The organism is Bacillus sp. EA-CB0995, from assembly GCF_055814245.1.
Window position 1 is genome coordinate 1,298,730 of sequence record NZ_CP169269.1, and the last position, 19,809, is coordinate 1,318,538.

18 protein-coding genes and 1 pseudogene are annotated in these 19,809 nt (G+C 37.7%); 18 read left to right on the plus strand and 1 reads right to left on the minus strand.

From position 1 onward, the window contains the following. Positions 1-328: 328 nt before the first annotated feature. The 12 genes from alaS to ACEWFJ_RS06805 all read left to right on the plus strand — a co-directional run bounded on the left by alaS (position 329) and on the right by ACEWFJ_RS06805 (position 12,494). Positions 329-2,971 carry an alanine--tRNA ligase gene (gene alaS, locus ACEWFJ_RS06750; RefSeq protein WP_473691202.1) on the plus strand — a complete coding sequence of 881 codons (2,643 nt, stop codon included), beginning with the start codon at positions 329-331 and terminating at the stop codon, positions 2,969-2,971. 74 nt (positions 2,972-3,045) lie between these two features. Beyond that, positions 3,046-3,312: an IreB family regulatory phosphoprotein gene (locus ACEWFJ_RS06755; protein WP_035434175.1), complete on the plus strand. Its 267-nt coding sequence runs from the start codon at positions 3,046-3,048 to the stop codon at positions 3,310-3,312. Positions 3,313-3,315: 3 nt separating this feature from the next. After that, on the plus strand, positions 3,316-3,729 hold the full coding sequence (ruvX, locus tag ACEWFJ_RS06760) for a Holliday junction resolvase RuvX (RefSeq protein ID WP_473691204.1): 414 nt from the start codon (positions 3,316-3,318) through the stop codon (positions 3,727-3,729). Between the two features lie 12 nt (positions 3,730-3,741). After that, positions 3,742-4,026 (plus strand): DUF1292 domain-containing protein, encoded by a 285-nt coding sequence (locus ACEWFJ_RS06765; protein WP_336481765.1) that lies wholly within the window; start codon positions 3,742-3,744, stop codon positions 4,024-4,026. Between the two features lie 244 nt (positions 4,027-4,270). Then, positions 4,271-5,335 carry an endolytic transglycosylase MltG gene (gene mltG / locus ACEWFJ_RS06770; RefSeq protein WP_473692380.1) on the plus strand — a complete coding sequence of 355 codons (1,065 nt, stop codon included), beginning with the start codon at positions 4,271-4,273 and terminating at the stop codon, positions 5,333-5,335. Positions 5,336-5,532: 197 nt separating this feature from the next. Further along, on the plus strand, positions 5,533-6,180 hold the full coding sequence (locus ACEWFJ_RS06775; protein ID WP_098307959.1) for an O-methyltransferase: 648 nt from the start codon (positions 5,533-5,535) through the stop codon (positions 6,178-6,180). 6 nt (positions 6,181-6,186) lie between these two features. After that, positions 6,187-7,116 carry a peptidase U32 family protein gene (locus ACEWFJ_RS06780; protein WP_473691206.1) on the plus strand — a complete coding sequence of 310 codons (930 nt, stop codon included), beginning with the start codon at positions 6,187-6,189 and terminating at the stop codon, positions 7,114-7,116. A gap of 16 nt (positions 7,117-7,132) precedes the next feature. Further along, on the plus strand, positions 7,133-8,413 hold the full coding sequence (locus tag ACEWFJ_RS06785; protein WP_473691208.1) for a peptidase U32 family protein: 1,281 nt from the start codon (positions 7,133-7,135) through the stop codon (positions 8,411-8,413). Positions 8,414-8,430: 17 nt separating this feature from the next. Beyond that, positions 8,431-9,069: a uridine kinase gene (gene udk / locus ACEWFJ_RS06790; RefSeq protein ID WP_473691210.1), complete on the plus strand. Its 639-nt coding sequence runs from the start codon at positions 8,431-8,433 to the stop codon at positions 9,067-9,069. A 278-nt stretch (positions 9,070-9,347) separates the two neighbouring features. After that, positions 9,348-9,824 (plus strand): transcription elongation factor GreA, encoded by a 477-nt coding sequence (gene greA, locus ACEWFJ_RS06795; RefSeq protein WP_473691212.1) that lies wholly within the window; start codon positions 9,348-9,350, stop codon positions 9,822-9,824. A gap of 170 nt (positions 9,825-9,994) precedes the next feature. Beyond that, entirely contained in the window at positions 9,995-11,749 is a 1,755-nt protein-coding gene (locus tag ACEWFJ_RS06800) for a peptidoglycan D,D-transpeptidase FtsI family protein (RefSeq protein ID WP_473691214.1), read from the plus strand. Between the two features lie 100 nt (positions 11,750-11,849). Beyond that, positions 11,850-12,494 carry a YrrS family protein gene (locus ACEWFJ_RS06805; protein WP_098307947.1) on the plus strand — a complete coding sequence of 215 codons (645 nt, stop codon included), beginning with the start codon at positions 11,850-11,852 and terminating at the stop codon, positions 12,492-12,494. A gap of 32 nt (positions 12,495-12,526) precedes the next feature. Here ACEWFJ_RS06805 and ACEWFJ_RS06810 read toward each other — a convergent pair whose 3' ends face one another. Further along, positions 12,527-12,742, minus strand: a complete 216-nt coding sequence (locus ACEWFJ_RS06810; RefSeq protein WP_098307945.1) for a YrzA family protein — start codon at positions 12,740-12,742, stop codon at positions 12,527-12,529. 136 nt (positions 12,743-12,878) lie between these two features. Between ACEWFJ_RS06810 and ACEWFJ_RS06815 the strand changes: the two genes are divergently transcribed. The 6 genes and pseudogenes from ACEWFJ_RS06815 to ACEWFJ_RS06840 all read left to right on the plus strand — a co-directional run bounded on the left by ACEWFJ_RS06815 (position 12,879) and on the right by ACEWFJ_RS06840 (position 19,604). Then, complete coding sequence (locus ACEWFJ_RS06815; protein ID WP_429708499.1) at positions 12,879-13,517, plus strand: class I SAM-dependent DNA methyltransferase; 639 nt, start codon at positions 12,879-12,881, stop codon at positions 13,515-13,517. 14 nt (positions 13,518-13,531) lie between these two features. After that, positions 13,532-14,227, plus strand: a complete 696-nt coding sequence (gene mtnN / locus ACEWFJ_RS06820; RefSeq protein ID WP_098307941.1) for a 5'-methylthioadenosine/S-adenosylhomocysteine nucleosidase — start codon at positions 13,532-13,534, stop codon at positions 14,225-14,227. A gap of 85 nt (positions 14,228-14,312) precedes the next feature. Further along, positions 14,313-15,236, plus strand: coding sequence for an O-acetylserine dependent cystathionine beta-synthase (locus ACEWFJ_RS06825; RefSeq protein WP_473691217.1), 924 nt, complete (start codon positions 14,313-14,315; stop codon positions 15,234-15,236). Beyond that, positions 15,233-16,373, plus strand: a pseudogene (locus ACEWFJ_RS06830) (bifunctional cystathionine gamma-lyase/homocysteine desulfhydrase). The gene ACEWFJ_RS06825 and the pseudogene ACEWFJ_RS06830 overlap by 4 nt, the downstream one beginning before the upstream one ends. 264 nt (positions 16,374-16,637) lie before the next feature. Continuing rightward, positions 16,638-19,241 carry a bifunctional acetaldehyde-CoA/alcohol dehydrogenase gene (adhE, locus tag ACEWFJ_RS06835; protein ID WP_473691219.1) on the plus strand — a complete coding sequence of 868 codons (2,604 nt, stop codon included), beginning with the start codon at positions 16,638-16,640 and terminating at the stop codon, positions 19,239-19,241. 126 nt (positions 19,242-19,367) lie between these two features. Further along, positions 19,368-19,604, plus strand: a complete 237-nt coding sequence (locus ACEWFJ_RS06840; protein ID WP_473691221.1) for a YrhC family protein — start codon at positions 19,368-19,370, stop codon at positions 19,602-19,604. Positions 19,605-19,809: the final 205 nt, after the last annotated feature.

Here is a 19,809-nt window from a genome sequence, read left to right on the forward strand (position 1 = left end):
TATGATAAATTGATGACGGAACGAGTATGTTACAGTCCATTTTGCAGAGAGAGACTTCCTTAGGCTGAAAGAAGTGTCAGATGAAGGGTAACAGAACGCTATTCCTGAGAGCAGCTAATTCCTGCCGTCTTGCCACGTTATGGCAACTTGAGGTGATGAAATATATGCATATTGTTATGATATGCAATCTAGCCGTCGTGTCTAAAAGTGAGACACTTCCGCTTTTTATTTCATAATCAGGGTGGTAACGCGAGTCAACTCTCGTCCCTGTTATAGGGGACGGGAGTTTTTTGTTTTTAATTTGATTTTAATGAAGGAGGAAATACATATGAAACACTTAACAGGTGCACAAATTCGTCAAATGTTTTTAGATTTTTTCCAAGAAAAAGGACATGCAGTAGAGCCGAGTGCATCATTAGTTCCGCACGAAGATCCATCTCTTTTATGGATTAATAGTGGTGTTGCAACGCTGAAAAAATATTTTGATGGCCGCGTAATTCCGCAAAATCCACGCATTACAAATGCGCAAAAATCAATTCGTACAAACGATATTGAAAACGTAGGAAAAACAGCTCGTCACCATACGTTCTTTGAAATGTTAGGGAACTTCTCAATTGGTGATTACTTCAAAGAAGAAGCGATTACATGGGCTTGGGAATTTTTAACGAGTGATAAATGGATTGGTTTCGATAAAGAACTTTTATCTGTTACAATCCATCCAGAAGATGAAGAAGCATTCCAAATTTGGAATGAGAAAATGGGCGTGCCAAAAGAGCGCATTATTCGTTTAGAAGAAAACTTCTGGGATATCGGTGAAGGCCCAAGTGGACCAAACACAGAAATTTTCTACGACCGCGGAGAAGCTTACGGTAATGATTTTAGCGATCCAGAATTATATCCAGGCGGAGAAAACGAGCGTTATTTAGAAGTATGGAACCTTGTATTCTCACAATTTAACCATAACCCTGACGGTACATATACACCGCTTCCAAAGAAAAACATTGATACAGGGATGGGTCTTGAGCGTATGGCATCTGTTGTTCAAAACGTGCCAACGAATTTTGACACAGACTTATTTATGCCAATTATTGGTGCAACAGAAGTTATTTCTGGTGAAAAATACCGTGCTGGTAATGATGAACAAGATACAGCATTTAAAGTAATTGCTGACCATATTCGTACAGTAACATTTGCAGTTGGAGACGGAGCTCTTCCTTCTAACGAAGGCCGCGGTTATGTATTACGTCGTCTGCTGCGCCGCGCTGTACGTTATGCGAAGAAATTAAATATTAATCGTCCATTTATGTACGAATTAGTACCAGTAGTTGGAGAAGTGATGAAAGACTTCTACCCAGAAGTTCTGGAAAAGAAAGATTTCATTGCACGCGTTGTGAAAAATGAAGAGGAGCGTTTCCATGAAACACTGCATGACGGCGAAGCAATTTTAGCTGAAGTGATTGGAAAAGCAAAAGAAGCAAAATCAACTGTTATTTCTGGCGAAGACGCATTCCGTCTATATGACACATATGGATTCCCAATTGAGTTAACAGAAGAATATGCAGAAGAAGCTGGTATGACAGTTGATCATGAGGGCTTTGAAGCAGAGATGGAAAAACAGCGTGAGCGTGCACGTGCAGCTCGTCAAGATGTTGATTCTATGCAAATACAAGGCGGCGTTCTTGGTGAAATTAAAGTAGCGAGCGAATTTGTTGGTTACAATACAGTTGGAACAGAAAGTAACGTTGTTGCACTTGTGAAGAATGGTGAGTTCACAGATAGTTTACAAGCTGGTGAAGAAGGACAATTGATGTTAGATGCAACACCATTCTACGCTGAGAGCGGTGGTCAAATTGCTGACCGTGGTTACCTTCTTGCTGATGGCGTAAAAGTACTTGTAAAAGATGTACAAAAAGCACCGAATGGTCAAAACTTACACAAAGTAGTTGTAGAAGAAGGAACATTAACGAAAGAGGCAGCAGTAAAAGCGGTAATTGATACGAAAAACCGCGCAGCAATCGTGAAAAACCATACAGCAACTCACCTTCTGCATCAAGCATTAAAAGATATCCTTGGCGGACACGTAAACCAAGCAGGATCTCTTGTAACATCAGAGCGTTTACGTTTTGACTTCTCTCATTTCGGTCAAGTACAAGCGGATGAACTTGAAAAAATTGAGCGTATTGTAAACGAGAAAATTTGGGAAAGTATCACAGTAGACATTTCTCAAAAAGCAATTGAAGAAGCAAAAGCGATGGGTGCAATGGCACTATTCGGTGAAAAATACGGAGATGTTGTACGCGTTGTACAAGTAGGCGATTATAGCTTAGAGCTTTGCGGCGGTTGCCACATAGATAATACAGCATCTATCGGTATTTTCAAAATCGTTGCTGAATCTGGTATTGGAGCAGGAACACGCCGTATTGAAGCAGTAACAGGAAAAGCTGCATATGAATTAATGAACGAACAAGTTGGTTTATTAAAAGAAGCAGCAAACAAAATGAAAACAAATCCAAAAGACATTTTAACAAGAGTTGACGGCTTATTTGCTGAAGTAAAACAACTGCAAAAAGAAAATGAATCTCTTGCAGCAAAACTAAGCAATATTGAAGCTGGTAATTTAACAGATGCAGTGCGTACAGTTGATGGTGTAAGTGTGCTTGCGACAAAAGTAAATGTTGCAGATATGAATAACTTACGTACAATGATGGATGATTTAAAGAACAAATTACAATCTGCAATTATCGTGCTTGCAGCTGTAAGTGATGATAAGGTCAACATTCTTGCTGGTGTAACGAAAGATTTAATTGAACAAGGATACCATGCTGGTAAGCTTGTAAAAGAAGTAGCATCTCGCTGCGGCGGTGGCGGCGGCGGTCGTCCTGATATGGCGCAAGCTGGTGGTAAAAATCCAGAACAAGTAGAGGATGCACTTGCATTTGTAGAAGAGTACGTTAAATCTGTTTCAAAATAAAGAGATAGTAGTGTACAATAGTAGGGAGAAGGAATATCTTTCTCCCTATACCTAGTAAAGTGAGGTGCTTAAAAATGGACGGGTTCGATAAGACGATGAAGTTTAACTTCCAAGAAGAAAAACAAAATGTCCATGTCAATGACGTACTATTAACTGTGTATGATGCACTTCAAGAAAAAGGATACAATCCGATTAATCAAATCGTCGGTTATTTATTAAGTGGCGATCCAGCATACATACCTCGTCATAAAGATGCTCGCAATATTATTCGCAAGCTAGAACGCGATGAACTTATTGAGGAGCTTGTAAAGTCCTATTTGAAACATCATCGTGAGGAGTAATTTATGCGTATATTAGGTTTAGATGTTGGGACAAAAACAGTTGGCGTTGCAATAAGCGATGAAATGGGTTGGACAGCACAAGGCTTGGAAACGATTAAAATTAACGAAGAAAGAGGCGAATTTGGTTTTAATCGTATTTCTGAGTTAGTAAAACAGTACAATGTGGACAAGATAGTAGTAGGATTGCCAAAGAACATGAATGGTACAATCGGTCCGCGCGGTGAAGCTTGTCAGCAATTTGCAGAAAAATTGGGTGAGCTCGTGCAATTGGAAGTTATACTGTGGGACGAACGCTTGTCAACAATGGCAGCGGAGCGCCTGCTCATTTCGGCAGATGTAAGCCGAAAAAAACGAAAGCAAGTCATTGATAAGATGGCAGCGGTCGTAATTTTGCAAGGATATTTAGATAGTAAATAAGAGGTGACCATAATGGAAGAAAATCAAATTACAATTGTTGACGAAAAAGGTAACGAACATCTATGTGAAATTATTTTCACTTTTGATGCTGAAAAATTTGGTAAAAAATCTTACGTAGTATTCTCACCAATCGGTGAAGTTGACGAAGATGGCGATCCAATTTATGATGCAATGGCTTTCGAGCAAAACGAAGAAGAATCTGGTGGAACATTACTTCCAATCGAATCAGAAGAAGAGTGGGAAATGGTACAAGAAATGTTTAACACTCTTGCTGAGGAAGAAGAAGGCGAAGAATAATATAGTAAGTGCAAACAAACTGATTTCATATTGAAATCAGTTTGTTTGTTATATTTGTACGATGAATGAAAGATTTTTTGTCGAAAGCAGATAGTTATTTGTAGTATAATGATACAGATTGTAGAAAAAAGAAAGAACATGTCTAAAGGATAGACATGTTTTTTAGTATTTTGTAGGTTGTTGTATAGAGTAGGCGAGTACATTATACAATTTGAAATAAGGAGGACATAGGGTAGTGAATCAAATGAAAACAAAAAAACGAAGACGAGTAATTGCAGCTATTTTCATTGCGTTGCTTGTTGTTTGTGGTTCTGCATATGCATATATTGCCTCAGCTTTAAAGCCGCTTAATGCAGAGAGTAAAAAGGAAATTGAAGTGGAAATTCCAAAAGGTTCTTCTACAAGTAAGATAGGAGAGATTTTGGAGGAGAATGGAATTATTAAAAACGGAACGATATTTGGATTATATGTAAAAATGAAGTCAGAACGCGGCTTACAGGCGGGAAATTATTTATTGAGTCCGTCTATGAGTGTAGCGGAAGTAACAGATAGCATGACAGCTGGAAAGGTGCATAGTAAAGCATATTATAAGCTAACAATTCCTGAAGGAATACAAGTTGTAGAAATTGCTGATTTAATAGCGAAGGAATTTAAGTTAAATAAAGAAGATGTTATTCGTCAGTTGAATGATAAAGCATTTGTGCAAAAACTCCAGCAGAAGTATCCAACATTGCTTACTGATAAAATTTTTGATAGCAATATTAAGTATCCATTAGAAGGGTATTTATATCCAGCTACATACCCGTACTATAAAGAGCAAGTAACGTTAGAAGAAATCGTAACGCCAATGCTTGATAAAACAAATAAATTGATTGAGCAAAACGCGCAAAAAATGAAAGAAAGACAATTGGATGTTCATCAATTATTGACAATGTCTTCTTTAATCGAAGAGGAAGCAACGGGTTATACAGATCGGAAAAATATTGCTAGTGTGTTTTATAATCGTTTAGCAAAAGGAATGCCGCTGCAAACAGATCCAACAGTGCTATATGCATTAGGTAAGCATAAGGGACGTGTACTATATGAGGATTTAAAAGTAAATTCTCCGTATAATACATATGTTGTGAAAGGATTACCAGTTGGACCAATTTCGAATTCTGGTGTAAAATCAGTAGAAGCGGCACTTGAACCTGCACAAACAGACTATTATTATTTCTTAGCAGCACCAGACGGTCAAGTGTATTACGCTAAGACGTTAGAAGAACATAACGCGTTAAAACAAAAATATATTACACAAAAGCAATCGTAAATTTTTTGAGGGAAGCGAGAAAAATTCGCATATCCCTCTTTTTTATGATAAAATGTATCGGGTTAAAAACTGGAAGAAGAATCGTTTTTAATATAGAAACGGCCCGTACAAGCTAAGGATAGAGCGAGCTTGTATTTTTCTTTCCGCAAAGAGATAATATTCTTTTTTACTTCTCCATGCGATAAGGAGGACTATCTATGGAGCAACAAGATGCAGTTTATGAATATTTGCAGTCTTTTATCGATCCGAAAGATGAGCTGATTCTTGAAATGGAACAGTATGCGATGGAGTACCATGTACCAATTATGGATCGTCTTGGCATGGAGTTTATGTTGCAATTTTTGCGTCTAATTGAGCCAAAGAGCATATTAGAACTAGGTACAGCAATTGGGTATTCTAGCATTCGCATGATGCAAGCCATTCCGAATTCACGCATTGTCACAGTAGAGCGAAATGCGGATCGATATGAAAAAGCACTTGAATATATAAATCGTTCCCTAGTAAAAGAACGCATTTCTGTTATTTTTGGAGATGCTTTAGAAACGGGGGAGCAAGTAAAAGAACATGGCACATTTGATGTCATTTTTATTGATGCAGCAAAAGGGCAATATCGTCGCTTTTTTGATATATACGAGCCGTTATTAAATCCTGGCGGCGTTATTATTTCAGATAATGTACTATATCACGGTCTTGTGACGACAAAAGAGCACATTGAAAATAGACGTACACGCGGTTTAATTAGAAGAATTAAAACGTATAATGAGTGGCTCATGAATCATGAAGGATATGATACAACCATTTTCCCAATTGGTGACGGGGTAGCAGTGAGTAAAAAGAAGGGGTGACGTATAATGAAAAAACCTGAGTTGTTAGTAACGCCAAGAACAGTGGCGGATATTGCACCACTTGCAAAAGCAGGTGCAGATGCAGTAATGATTGGTGAACAAAAGTTTGGTTTACGTTTAGCTGGTGAATTTTCTCGTGAAGACGTAAAAGAAGCAGTAGCTATTGCACATGAAAATAATATGAAAGTGTATGTTGCAATGAATGCGATGTTTCACAATGAGAAAATAGAAGCTTTAAAAGATTACGTTGCATTTTTACAAGAAGTAAATGTAGATGCAGTTGTCTTTGGAGATCCAGCTGTATTAATGACAGTGCGTGAAGTGGCACCAAATATGCAAATGCATTGGAATACAGAAACAACAGCAACAAACTGGTTTACATGTAACTATTGGGGACGTAAAGGTGCAAAACGCGCTGTTCTTGCCCGCGAATTAAGCTTAGATGAAATTGTGGAATTAAAAGAAAATGCAGAGGTGGAAGTGGAAGTACAAATCCACGGAATGACATGCATGTTCCAATCAAAGCGTTCTTTAGTAGGAAACTATTTTGAGTATCAAGGCCGCGATATGGAAATTGAAAAGAAGAAGTATGAAGAAAACATGTTTTTACATGATAAAGAACGTAATAATAAATATCCAGTCTATGAAGATGAGAACGGCACTCACATTATGAGTCCGAATGATATTTGTTTTATCGATGAATTAGAAGAGTTAATCGATGCTGAAATCGATAGCTTAAAAATTGATGGTGTATTAAAAAGTTCAGAATACATTGTTGAAGTAACGAAGAGATATCGTAAGGCCATCGATTTATGCGTAGAAGATCGCGATGCGTATTATGATGCAAAAGACGATTTATATAAAGAAATTGAAGAAATTCAACCGGTAAATCGCCCGTTAGATACAGGATTCTTCTTCAAAGAAACGGTTTATTAAAAAGGAGGTTCAGCATATGACTGTCAAAGAAATTTCACGTGTAATTGATGGAAAACGTGTTATTGTAAAGAAACCTGAGTTGTTAATACCAGCAGGTAACCTAGAAAAACTAAAAGTAGCTATCCATTACGGTGCAGATGCTGTATATTTAGGTGGACAAGAATTTGGTCTCCGCTCAAATGCAGGTAATTTTACGCTAGAAGAAATGGCAGAAGGCGTTGAATTTGCAAAGAAATATGGTGCTAAAATATACGTAACAACAAATATCTTTGCACATAATGAAAATATGGATGGCTTAGAAGAATATTTAAGAGGGATTGAAAAAGCTGGTGTAACGGGCATTATCGTTGCAGATCCTCTTATTATTGAGACGTGTAAACGTGTAGCGCCTTCTGTTGAAGTGCATTTAAGTACACAACAATCATTATCCAACTGGAAAGCAGCGCAGTATTGGAAAGAAGAAGGATTGCATCGTCTTGTATTAGCTCGTGAAGTAGGCTATGAAGAGATGAAAGAAATCAAAGAGCACGTTGATATTGAAATTGAAGCATTCGTCCACGGTGCAATGTGTATTGCGTACTCTGGAAGATGTACATTAAGTAATCATATGACGGCACGTGACTCTAACCGCGGTGGTTGCTGTCAGTCTTGCCGCTGGGATTATGACTTAATTCAAACAGTATCGCAACATAAAGAAGCAGGAGAACTTCCTTTATTCCAAGAAGAGGATGCTCCTTTTGCGATGAGTCCAAAAGACTTAAATCTTATTTTATCTATCCCAAAAATGATTGAAATTGGGATTGACAGCTTGAAAGTTGAAGGGCGCATGAAATCAATTCACTACGTTGCAACTGTTGCAACTGTGTATCGTAAAGTGATCGATGCATATTGTGCAGATCCAGACAACTTCGAGTTTAAACAAGAATGGTTAGAAGAACTTGATAAATGTGCAAATCGTGATACAGCTCCTGCATTCTTTGAAGGCGTTCCTGGGTATCAAGAGCAAATGTATGGAAATCATAGTAAGAAAACAACGTATGATTTTGCTGGTTTAGTGTTAGATTATAATGAAGAAACAGGCATTGTGACAATAGAGCAGCGTAACCATTTCAAACCAGGTCATGAAGTTGAGTTCTTTGGACCAGAAATTGAAAACTTTACACAAACGGTGGAAAAAATTTGGGATGAGGATGGAAACGAATTAGATGCAGCGAGACATCCGTTGCAAATCGTGAAATTCAAAGTGGATCGACCAGTGTATGTGAACAACATGATGCGAAAAAGCATACTTCAATAAGAAAGAGTGGTAGTTGAATGGGGACGAACAAGCCTGTTGTAATTGGAATCGCTGGTGGTTCAGGATCAGGTAAAACAAGTGTAACAAAAGCAATCTTTGATCAATTTCAAGGTCATTCTATTTTAATCTTAGAGCAAGATTATTATTATAAAGATCAAAGCCATCTGCCAATGGAGGAGCGCTTAAAAACAAATTATGATCATCCGTTAGCATTTGATAATGACTTGTTAATTGAGCACTTGCATCAGTTGCTTGCGTATAAGCAGATTGAGAAGCCTGTATACGATTACACATTGCATACACGCTCGGAAGAAATTATTCCAGTAGAACCGAAAGATGTAGTTATTCTAGAGGGAATTCTTATTTTAGAAGATCCACGTCTTTGCGATTTAATGGATATTAAAGTGTTTGTTGATACAGATGCTGACCTTCGCATCTTACGCCGTATGCAGCGAGATATTAAAGAACGCGGTCGTACGATGGAATCTGTTGTTGAACAATATGTAAATGTTGTGCGTCCAATGCACAATCAATTTATTGAGCCTTCTAAGAAATTTGCGGATATTATTATTCCAGAAGGCGGACAAAATCATGTTGCTATCGATATTATGGTTACAAAAATTGCAACAATTCTTGAACAAAAAGTGAATTTGTAATAGCATAGTAAAAGATATACGATAAGAAGGGATTTTTCCCTTCCTATCGAATACAATGAAACATGCAACCTCACCTAATGTTAGGTGGGGGCATATTTATATGAAATTTCCATACATATCTTCTTTATATAAGGAAGGATTGGAAAAATACGGGGTTGTATGTGACAACTCCACTAGTGTCATTGCGCTAGAAACCTCCGCTATATGATAAGGCGGGGGAGTTTTCATATTGAACTCCTCTTTTTTCAGGGGATTGGTATATAAAAGGAGTGGAAAACATGGCAACAGAAAAAACATACCCTATGACACTTGAGGGGAAACAAAAGTTAGAGCATGAAGTTGAACAATTAAAAACAGTAAGACGTAAAGAAGTTGTAGAGCGTATTAAAATTGCGCGCAGCTTTGGTGATCTTTCTGAGAACTCTGAGTATGATGCAGCAAAAGACGAGCAAGCATTCGTAGAAGGTCGTATTACACAGCTTGAAAACATGATTCGCAATGCAGTTATTATTGAAGATAACGGTGAAGATTCTACAGTAGTAACGCTTGGTAAAACAGTTATTTTCCAAGAGTTACCAGATGGTGAGGAAGAAGCATATACAATCGTTGGTAGCGCGGAAGCTGATCCGTTTGAAGGCAAAATTTCTAACGATTCTCCAATCGCGAGGAGCTTAATGGGTAAGCAAATTGGTGAAGAAGTAATCGTGCAAACGCCAGGCGGAGATATGCGCGTAAAAATCGTTTCTGTAAAGTAAAACATAAAAAGCTAACTCATCGTATGGTGAGTTAGCTTTTTTCATTTCAAGACTCAGATAAAATGAAGAAAATCCTCATAGGTGAAAGTTGTACTTCGTATTAATTTCTTCTGTCTGTTTGTATAAAAAGAATTACACCTCGTCAACAATGAAAGACGAGGTGTTTTTTTATGAAAATGCAGCAGCGAATTATCATAATTTTAGTAGCTTTTATGTGCATGATGTTTATTTTACTTGGCCGTTTAATACAAATTCAGCTTGTGGAAACGGAGTCGTTTACAGATAAACATATTAATTTAATTGAAAAAAGCGTTGCTCAGCGTACACAGGCAGTTATTGTAGATGATGGACGCGGTCGTTTTACTGATCGAAATGGTGAAGAGTTGGTGGATGATGATCAGACAGTTTTAATTTTATTTCCATTTCTAAGACGTACGAACTGGCCGGTGCAAAAGATTGCCAATATCATCGGAGTGCGAGAGAAAGAATTAGAGCAGCAAATACGAATAGCAAACAATCCCGTTGTATTTCAACAAGATGAAAAGCCATTGAAATTAACAAAAGAACAAATGCAGCAAATTAACGATTTAAAGATTCCAGGTATTATAGCAGCACATGCAAGATTGAAGCAGAATGGCATCATAGCAGAGCATCTCATTGGAATTACTGGAGAAAATGAGGAGCAGTTTGTAAAGAGGTACGGGGAAAAAGAAAAGAAGAAAACACCGATCGGTATTTCAGGGTTACAACGCTCGTTTGATGAGTTTTTATTATCAGATGGAGAAGCAAAAATACTGTATCATGTTGATGGGCAAGGAGAACCGATTTTTGGGAAAAACGTTAAGTATACATATCCTGCTAATCCTTTTTATCCACTTATTATAGAAACAACATTGGATAAAAGTTTACAAGTGAGAGCGGAAGAACTTATTAATCAGTACAAGCTTGTGAAAGGTGGTCTTATATTACTTGATATTCAAACGAATGAAATTTTAGCGATGGTGAGTAAGCCGTCTTTACATACAAACAACAAGGAAGCGTATAAGCGAGGTGCAAGTAATCAAATGCTTATCCCGCATTTTCCAGGGTCTGTTTTTAAAACAGTTATAGCAGCTGCTGCAATTGAGGAAGGAATACTTACAGCAAAGCGAAGATTTGACTGTGATATGGATCTTTACGGAGAAGGGAAAGCAGATAGGTTGATGGGGACGCTATCGTTTACAGAAAGCTTTGCTCGCAGCTGTAATCGTACGTTTGCAGTGCTTGGGCGTGAACTCTTACAAAAAGATAAAATGATGATTGAGAAGTATGTAGAGGCGTTAGGAGCAGCGAACAGCGTTGGATGGAAAGGCTCTGTTTTTCATACATCTTTATTTCAGCAGCTCGTAGAAGAAAAAGAGGGAACGATTTGGCGTGATGAAAGAGATAAAACAGTTCGAAAAGCAATTGAACAAACTGCAATCGGTCAAAAAGATGTTCGATTATCACCGCTAGCTGTTGCCAATATGATGGCAACAATTGCAAGAAGGGGTGAAAAGAAAGAAGTCAAAGCTGTTCGGGGCATTACATATAAAAACGGAACGAAATTATTTCATTTTGAAGATCATCTACTACGAGGGAAAACACTCAAAAGAAATACGATAAAGAAGGTGCAGCAATTGTTAAGAGGTGTTGTAACGGCATCAAATGGTACAGGCTCCGCTTATCAATCATTACCACTTACAATAGCAGGGAAATCAGGAACTGCACAAACAGGGAAAGAAAATCGTGAAAATCGTTGGTTCGCTGGTTATTTTCCGTATGAAAGCCCTCGCTATGCTTTAGTCGTCGTTGATTTAGAAACGAATAGGCAAGACAATGTTGTACCACGCATTTTTGCTGATTATGTAGAAGCGATTGCTAAATGGGAACATAAGAGAAAGTGATAAGAAATATTTTCATTTTGTGAAAAAATAGTCCTAATCCTTCAACCTTTGTGCATTTGATGTTACAATAACAAGTATGAAAAATGTCATGGAGGTTTGAATAATGGCAGGAACTAGATTTCAACAAAAGCAACAAAGGCGTCGTCAAAATGGTGTTTTGAACATTGCAATTGGTATCGTGCTATTAGCGGTCGTGATTGTAGCATATCAACTAATCTTTACTTCTGATAATACAGAGCAAGTTGCTTCTAGTGATAAAAAGGTAGCACAGCAAACTGAAAAAGAAAAAGAAGCTGCGAAAAAGAAAGAAAAAGAAGAAGTAGCTAAGAAGAAAGAAGACGCGAAAGCAGCAGAACAAAAGAAAAAAGAAGAGGAAGAGAAAAAGAAAGCGGAAGAAGAAGCAAAAGCAAAAGAGAATGAAAAAGTATCCGCAGAGAAAACAATTGCAACAGCGACAGAAGCATATACAAAACCAGCTTGGAAGCCAGTTGGTACAGAGCAAGGCCAATCACCAGCAATGACATTCCAAAAAGGAAGTACTGACTGGAATGAGATGATAAAGGCCATTGCTTATGCAATTGATATCCCAGCAGATCAGTTGGTGATTCACCGTATTGGAAATAGTGGAAAACAGAAAGCATACGGAAATGTACAAGATAAACAAACAGGTAAAAAATATTATGTAAATATTGATTGGGTAGAAAATGAGGGTTGGAAACCAACGCTTGTTCAAGTCCTAAATTAAAAAAGAGAGAGGTGATAAAGCCTCTCTCTTTTTTAGCGCAATTTTTTCAATTTAAAATGGACAACAGCGCTATAATATGGTCGTTTACTTTCAGGATCCATAATCATTTGATGTGAAACGTGATGTACTTCCATCATAAGTGCCTTATTATTATCAATTTGTTCATTGATTTTCTTCTCTAGCGATGCTAAATTAGCTGCTTCAAAAAATTCAATTTTATCTTCCATCATTTCAAATGTAAACGACATGAATCACACCTCTTTCCGCATGTTCATAGTTTAGTGTATCAAAGTAGACTAAGAAATACCATGTGCATTTTTGTTGACTTTTTAGTGTATAAGGCATATTATACTGATAAATCCGATAAGAAAAAGGGGAATTTTTATGGGTACAGAATTTAATGAACTATTTGATGAATGGGCTCATACGTATGATTCTTTCGTACAGGGCGAAGATGTACAATATAAAGAAGTTTTCGCTCATTATGAGGAAATTTTAGAGGATGTAGTAAATAAATCTTTTGGAAATGTTTTAGAATTTGGTGTTGGTACTGGAAACTTAACAAATAGATTATTAGCTGCTGGTCACACTGTTTATGGTATAGAGCCGTCACAAGAAATGCGTACGATTGCGAAACAAAAACTTCCGCAAGATGTATCAGTTACAGAAGGTGATTTTCTGAACTTTGTTGTCCCTTCGCATATTGATACAATTGTTAGTACCTATGCTTTTCACCACTTAACAGATAAAGAAAAAAATGTGGCAATTGCGAAGTATAGTCAATTGCTAAATAAAGGTGGTAAAATAGTGTTTGCTGACACGATATTTGTAGATCAGGAAGCATATGATAAAACTGTTGAAGCTGCGCAGGAGCAAGGATTTCATCAGTTAGCAAATGATTTACAAACGGAATACTATACTCGTATTCCTGTCATGCAATCTATTTTTGAAAACAATGGCTTTCAAGTCACATTCACCCGCATGAATCATTATGTTTGGGTAATGGAGGCAACGAAGCAATAGAAAGAGGGATTAGATTGAGAATTGCTGTAATCGGAGCGATGGAAGAAGAAGTACGTATTTTACGTGACAAGTTAGAACAAGCAGAAACAGAAACAGTTGCAGGTTGTGAATTTACGAAGGGTACATTAGCAGGACATGAAGTTATCTTGTTGAAGTCTGGTATTGGTAAAGTAAATGCAGCAATGTCAACAACGATTTTATTAGAGCGTTATAAGCCAGAAAAAATTATTAATACAGGTTCAGCTGGTGGATTCCACCATTCTTTAAATGTAGGAGATGTTGTGATTTCAACAGAAGTTCGTCATCATGACGTAGATGTAACTGCATTTGATTATGAATACGGTCAAGTACCAGGAATGCCAGCAGGATTTCCAGCGGATGAAGAACTTGTTGCATTAGCTGAAAAATGTATGCAAGCAGCAGATGGCATTCAAGTTGTAAAAGGTATGATTGCAACGGGAGACTCTTTCATGAGCGATCCAAATCGCGTTGCGTTTGTTCGTGAGAAATTTACTGATCTATATGCAGTAGAAATGGAAGCGGCAGCAGTTGCACAAGTATGTTATCAATATAAAGTGCCATTTGTAATTATTCGAGCACTTTCTGATATCGCTGGTAAGGAATCAGATATTTCGTTCGACCAATTTTTAGATCAAGCAGCTCTTCATTCTACAAACTTTATCGTAAAAGTATTAGAAGAGTTAAAGTAATGTAGCAAAAAGGCAACTGTTTCATATATAGGAAATACATACAGTTGCCTTTTTCCTTTGAGGTGTTAGGTAAGGAGGAAATACGATGAAAGTGTATCGCAGTGTTCATGACCTAATCGGACATACACCGCTTGTTGAAATTACGCGCTTTTTACTTCCAGAAGGTGTTCGGCTTTTTGCGAAGCTTGAGTTCTATAACCCAGGAGGAAGTGTGAAAGATCGGTTAGGGCGAGAATTAATTGAGGATGCTCTTGCTAAAGGGCTTGTTACGCCAGGTGGAACAATTATTGAACCAACAGCTGGCAATACAGGAATTGGACTGGCACTTGCAGCACTTGAGCATAACTTACATGTTATCGTTTGCGTTCCAGAGAAATTTAGTATTGAAAAACAAGAACTTATGAAAGCTCTTGGTGCAACGATTGTTCATACACCAACCTCAAAAGGTATGACAGGTGCTATTGCAAAAGCAGAAGAGCTTCTTGAAGAAATTCCAAATTCATATTCTCCATGTCAATTTGCTAATGAAGCAAATCCACGTGCATATTATAAAACATTAGGTCCTGAACTGTGGGAAGCACTAGACGGAAACATTAACATATTTGTCGCTGGTGCTGGTACCGGTGGAACATTTATGGGAACGGCGTTATATTTAAAAGAGCAAAATCAGCAGATTAAAACAGTTATTGTTGAACCAGAAGGCTCAATTTTAAATGGAGGCGAAGCCGGCTCCCATGAAACAGAAGGAATTGGGCTTGAATTTATACCGCCATTTCTGAATCAAGCATATTTTGATGCCATTCATACGATTTCAGATCTTGATGCATTCTCACGTGTAAAACAATTGGCACAAAAAGAAGGACTTCTTGTTGGCAGTTCTTCGGGTGCAGCGCTTCATGCAAGCTTATTAGAAGCAGAGACAGCAAAGCCGGGCACAAATATTGTAACAATTTTTCCAGATAGCAGTGAACGCTATTTGAGTAAGCATATATACAAAGGGTGGGAATAAAAAATGAGAAAAAAACAAAATTAATTCATGGTATTCATATCGGAGAACCTTCAACTGGAGCTGTGACAGTACCGATTTATCAAACGAGTACGTACAAACAAGAAGGTGTAGGAAATCATAAAGGGTACGAATATTCACGTACGGGAAATCCAACTCGTGCGGCTCTTGAAGAAACAATTGCTGTTCTTGAAAATGGTCATGCAGGATTTGCATTTGGATCAGGTATGGCAGCAATTACAGCGGTGATGATGCTCTTCTCTAAAGGGGATCATGTTGTTTTAACAGATGATGTATACGGCGGAACATACCGTGTGATGTCAAAAGTATTAAATCGCTTTGGAATTGAACATACATTTGTTGATACAACAAACTTAGAAGTAGTAAAAGAAGCAATTCTTCCAAATACAAAAGCAATTTATGTGGAAACACCGACGAATCCACTTTTAAAAATTACAGATATTAAACAAATTGCGGCACTTGCTAAAGAAACAAGACTTATTAACAATTGTTGATAATACATTTATGACACCGTATTGGCAAACACCAATCTCTCTTGGTGCAGATATTGTACTTCATAGTGCAACAAAATATTTAGGTGGTCATAGTGATGTTGTTGCTGGAGTAGTAGCTGTAAATAGTGCAGAGTTAGCAGAGGAGCTTCATTTCGTACAAAATTCAACAGGCGGTATTTTAGGACCACAAGATAGCTTTTTATTACTACGTGGTTTAAAAACGTTAGGAGTACGTATGGAGGAGCATGAAGCAAATGCTCGTGCAATTGCTGAGTTCTTACAAAATCATCCGAAAGTAAACAAAGTGTACTATCCAGGCCTTAGCAGTCACCATAATCATGACTTAGCAGCAGAGCAAGCAAATGGCTATGGCGCAATTATTTCATTTGATGTAGATAGTAAAGAAACATTAAACGCTGTCCTTGGGAAAGTGCAATACTTTACACTTGCTGAAAGTCTAGGTGCAGTAGAAAGCTTAATTTCAATTCCTTCTCAAATGACACATGCTTCTATTCCTGCAGAGCGCCGTGCAGAACTAGGAATTACAGATACATTAATTCGTATTTCAGTCGGAATTGAAGACGGAGAAGATTTAATTGAAGATTTAGCACGAGCATTAGCATAATGGAACAAGCACTACTTCACTCAGTAGTGCTTGTTTTTTATATTTTAAATTTGTGAAACTTTTCACAAATTGGACACACACAAATGAAAAGATCTCGTGTATAGTAAAAAGCATGAAACGAGAAGCTTCACATATATTTATGTGAAATGTTTCACAAACAATAAGATTCATGTAGAAAAGGTAGTTCTATTTTTTTAGCTAATAGGGACATATTTAGACCCTCAGGGACATCATGTGTCCAAAAGCGAAATAGGAGGAAATTACATGGCAGTCAAAGAGAAAGTTGTAAATGAAATGCAAGAAGTAACAGAGATGATTGAGGCGTTAGTAAAGAACGGTCAAAAAGCTTTACAAGCATTAGAAGGATTTACACAGGAACAAATTGACAACATTGTACATGAAATGGCACTTGCGGGTGTGGATCAACATATGCCACTAGCAAAAATGGCTGTTGAAGAAACAGGACGCGGTGTGTATGAAGACAAATGTATCAAAAATATTTTCGCAACTGAATATATTTGGAATAGTATAAAAAACGATAAAACAGTGGGGATTATTCGTGAGGATCCTCATGAGGAAGTTATAGAAATTGCAGAGCCGGTTGGTGTGGTTGCTGGGGTAACGCCAGTAACAAACCCAACTTCAACAACGATGTTTAAAGCAATCATTGCGATGAAAACGAGAAATCCAATTATTTTTGCATTCCATCCTTCAGCGCAGCAATGCTCTATCGCAGCTGCTAAAACAGTGCGCGATGCTGCAGTAAAAGCAGGAGCACCAGAAAATTGCATTCAATGGATTGAAAGACCTTCTGTTGAAGCCACAAAGCAGCTTATGAATCATGAAGGAGTAGCACTTGTTCTAGCAACAGGAGGCGCAGGAATGGTGAAATCAGCGTATTCAACTGGTAAACCAGCTTTAGGGGTAGGACCAGGTAACGTTCCGTGTTATATAGAAAAATCAGCACATGTGAAGCGAGCTGTAAATGATGTGATCTTATCGAAAACATTTGATAACGGTATGATTTGTGCTTCTGAACAAGCAATTATTGTAGATAAAGAAATCTATAATGACGTGAAACAAGAAATGATAGCGAACAATTGTTACTTTGTAACAACAGAAGAACGAAAAAAATTAGAGAAACTTGTTATAAATGAGAATACATGTGCAGTAAATAGTGATATTGTTGGGAAATCCCCTCATTACATTGCAGCGTTAGTGGGAATTACAGTACCAGAAGATACGAAAATGCTCGTTGCAGAAATTAAAGGGGTCGGCGTAGCTTATCCGTTATCCCGTGAAAAATTAAGTCCAGTATTAGCTTGTATAAAAGCAAATTCATTAGAAGAAGGGTTGCAGCATTGTGAAAACATGTTAGAGCTTGGCGGTTTAGGTCATTCTGCAGTCATTCACTCTACGAATACAGAAGTACAAAAGCAGTTTGGATTACGTATGAAAGCATGCCGTCTTATTGTAAACGCGCCGTCATCACAAGGCGGAATTGGTGATGTATATAATGCTTTTATTCCATCACTTACACTTGGATGCGGATCATACGGAAAGAACTCTGTTTCTCAAAACGTGACAGCAACACATTTACTGAATATAAAAAGACTTGCAAACAGAAAAAAGAATATGCAGTGGTTCAAGCTGCCACCAAAAATTTATTTTGAAAAACATGCTACGCAATATTTAGCAAGTATGCCGAACATTTCACGTGCATTTATTGTGACAGACCCTGGAATGGTGAAGCTTGGATATGTTGATACAGTAACGTATTATTTACGTCAACATATGAATGATGTAAAGATAGAAGTATTCTTTGAAGTAGAACCAGATCCATCAGATGAAACGGTATTTAAAGGAGCAGAAATGATGCGAAGCTTCAAGCCGGACGTGATTATTGCTCTTGGCGGTGGGTCAGCAATGGACGCAGCAAAAGGAATGTGGCTATTTTATGAGCATCCAGAAACAGAATTCTTTGGTATCAAACAAAAGTTTTTAGATATTAGAAAACGTACATGTAAATATCCAAAACTAGGAACTAAAGCGCAGTTTGTTGCGATTCCGACAACATCTGGAACAGGATCAGAAGTGACGCCATTTGCAGTTATTACAGATAAAAAGAACAATATCAAATATCCGCTTGCTGATTATGAGTTAACACCAGACGTTGCGATCGTTGATCCGCAGTTCGTTATGACAGTACCGCCGCACGTGACTGCTGACACAGGAATGGACGTATTAACACATGCGATTGAAGCGTACGTATCTATTATGGCAAATGATTATACAGATGGATTAGCTTTAAAAGCAATTGATCTTGTCTTTAAATATTTACCACGTGCATATAAAGATGGAAATGACGAAGAGGCGCGTGAGAAAATGCATAATGCTTCAGCAATTGCTGGGATGGCATTTGCCAATGCGTTTCTTGGTATTAACCATAGCTTAGCACATAAAATTGGACCGGAGTTTCATATTCCGCACGGACGTGCCAATGCGATATTAATGCCGCATGTTATTCGCTATAATGCAATCAAACCGAGAAAACATGCGCTGTTCCCTAAATATGAGTACTTTGTTGCAGATGAGCGTTATGCACATATCGCAAGAATGCTTGGTCTTCCAGCAAGCACAGTAGAAGAAGGCATGGAATCATTAGTACAAGCCATTATCGCTCTTGGAAAAGAATTAAATATTAATATGAGCGTTGCTGGCCAAGGTGTTGAAAAAGAAGCATTTGAAGCGGTTGTTGATATACTTTCTGAAAGAGCATTTGAAGATCAATGTACAACAGCCAATCCGAAATTACCACTTATTTCAGAGCTAAAAGAGGTATATATGCAAGCGTATAAAGGTGTGTAATGAAAGAAAGAGCCGCATGTATTGCGGCTCTTTTTCTTATGGAAAGCTTCTCCCTCATTGGGTATATTTACTTGCCTACGAAACGATGAAAATATGATAAAGTGAAAAAAGAGGAGTGATAAAAGAATGAAAGAGTTGCAGCAAAAAATTGCAGATTATATTCGCTTCGGTCAAGTCATGTTAGCGCTAAGTGCATTTTTAATGCTCGGTTTATTACTCCCAAATGGACAAAAAGAAACGGTGCAAATGTTTGCCATGATGGGGGTTATCGTTACCTTTTTAGGCGGTTCATTTTATTTTTTCCACCGTGCAAAAGAGCTGCGTGACAAGCTAGAGGAGAACGAAAATGAACAGGTATTATAAATAGAAACGTTACTTAAAGAGTACATACCTTTAAGTAGCGTTTTTTTTATCGAAAAATTGGCAAGAAACCCCCATCTTCAAAACGCGCAGGGCATAGCCTAGTTTAAGGTAGGGGTGAATTGCCATTGCGCTCGTAAAAATTGTGGTATTTATACGAATGTATGTTCTTTTTTGCTGTTTTGTAGTATTATTAGGGAAAGAAGGA

Excerpts from the sequence above, each read along its gene's own strand:
- alaS (WP_473691202.1), top strand. The coding sequence starts at position 329 with ATGAAACACTTAACAGGTGCACAAATTCGTCAAATGTTTTTAGATTTT.
- ACEWFJ_RS06755 (WP_035434175.1), top strand. The coding sequence starts at position 3,046 with ATGGACGGGTTCGATAAGACGATGAAGTTTAACTTCCAAGAAGAAAAA.
- ruvX (WP_473691204.1), top strand. The coding sequence starts at position 3,316 with ATGCGTATATTAGGTTTAGATGTTGGGACAAAAACAGTTGGCGTTGCA.
- ACEWFJ_RS06765 (WP_336481765.1), top strand. The coding sequence starts at position 3,742 with ATGGAAGAAAATCAAATTACAATTGTTGACGAAAAAGGTAACGAACAT.
- mltG (WP_473692380.1), top strand. The coding sequence starts at position 4,271 with ATGAAAACAAAAAAACGAAGACGAGTAATTGCAGCTATTTTCATTGCG.
- ACEWFJ_RS06775 (WP_098307959.1), top strand. The coding sequence starts at position 5,533 with ATGGAGCAACAAGATGCAGTTTATGAATATTTGCAGTCTTTTATCGAT.
- ACEWFJ_RS06780 (WP_473691206.1), top strand. The coding sequence starts at position 6,187 with ATGAAAAAACCTGAGTTGTTAGTAACGCCAAGAACAGTGGCGGATATT.
- ACEWFJ_RS06785 (WP_473691208.1), top strand. The coding sequence starts at position 7,133 with ATGACTGTCAAAGAAATTTCACGTGTAATTGATGGAAAACGTGTTATT.
- udk (WP_473691210.1), top strand. The coding sequence starts at position 8,431 with ATGGGGACGAACAAGCCTGTTGTAATTGGAATCGCTGGTGGTTCAGGA.
- greA (WP_473691212.1), top strand. The coding sequence starts at position 9,348 with ATGGCAACAGAAAAAACATACCCTATGACACTTGAGGGGAAACAAAAG.
- ACEWFJ_RS06800 (WP_473691214.1), top strand. The coding sequence starts at position 9,995 with ATGAAAATGCAGCAGCGAATTATCATAATTTTAGTAGCTTTTATGTGC.
- ACEWFJ_RS06810 (WP_098307945.1), bottom strand. The coding sequence starts at position 12,742 with ATGTCGTTTACATTTGAAATGATGGAAGATAAAATTGAATTTTTTGAA.
- ACEWFJ_RS06815 (WP_429708499.1), top strand. The coding sequence starts at position 12,879 with ATGGGTACAGAATTTAATGAACTATTTGATGAATGGGCTCATACGTAT.
- ACEWFJ_RS06825 (WP_473691217.1), top strand. The coding sequence starts at position 14,313 with ATGAAAGTGTATCGCAGTGTTCATGACCTAATCGGACATACACCGCTT.
- adhE (WP_473691219.1), top strand. The coding sequence starts at position 16,638 with ATGGCAGTCAAAGAGAAAGTTGTAAATGAAATGCAAGAAGTAACAGAG.
- ACEWFJ_RS06840 (WP_473691221.1), top strand. The coding sequence starts at position 19,368 with ATGAAAGAGTTGCAGCAAAAAATTGCAGATTATATTCGCTTCGGTCAA.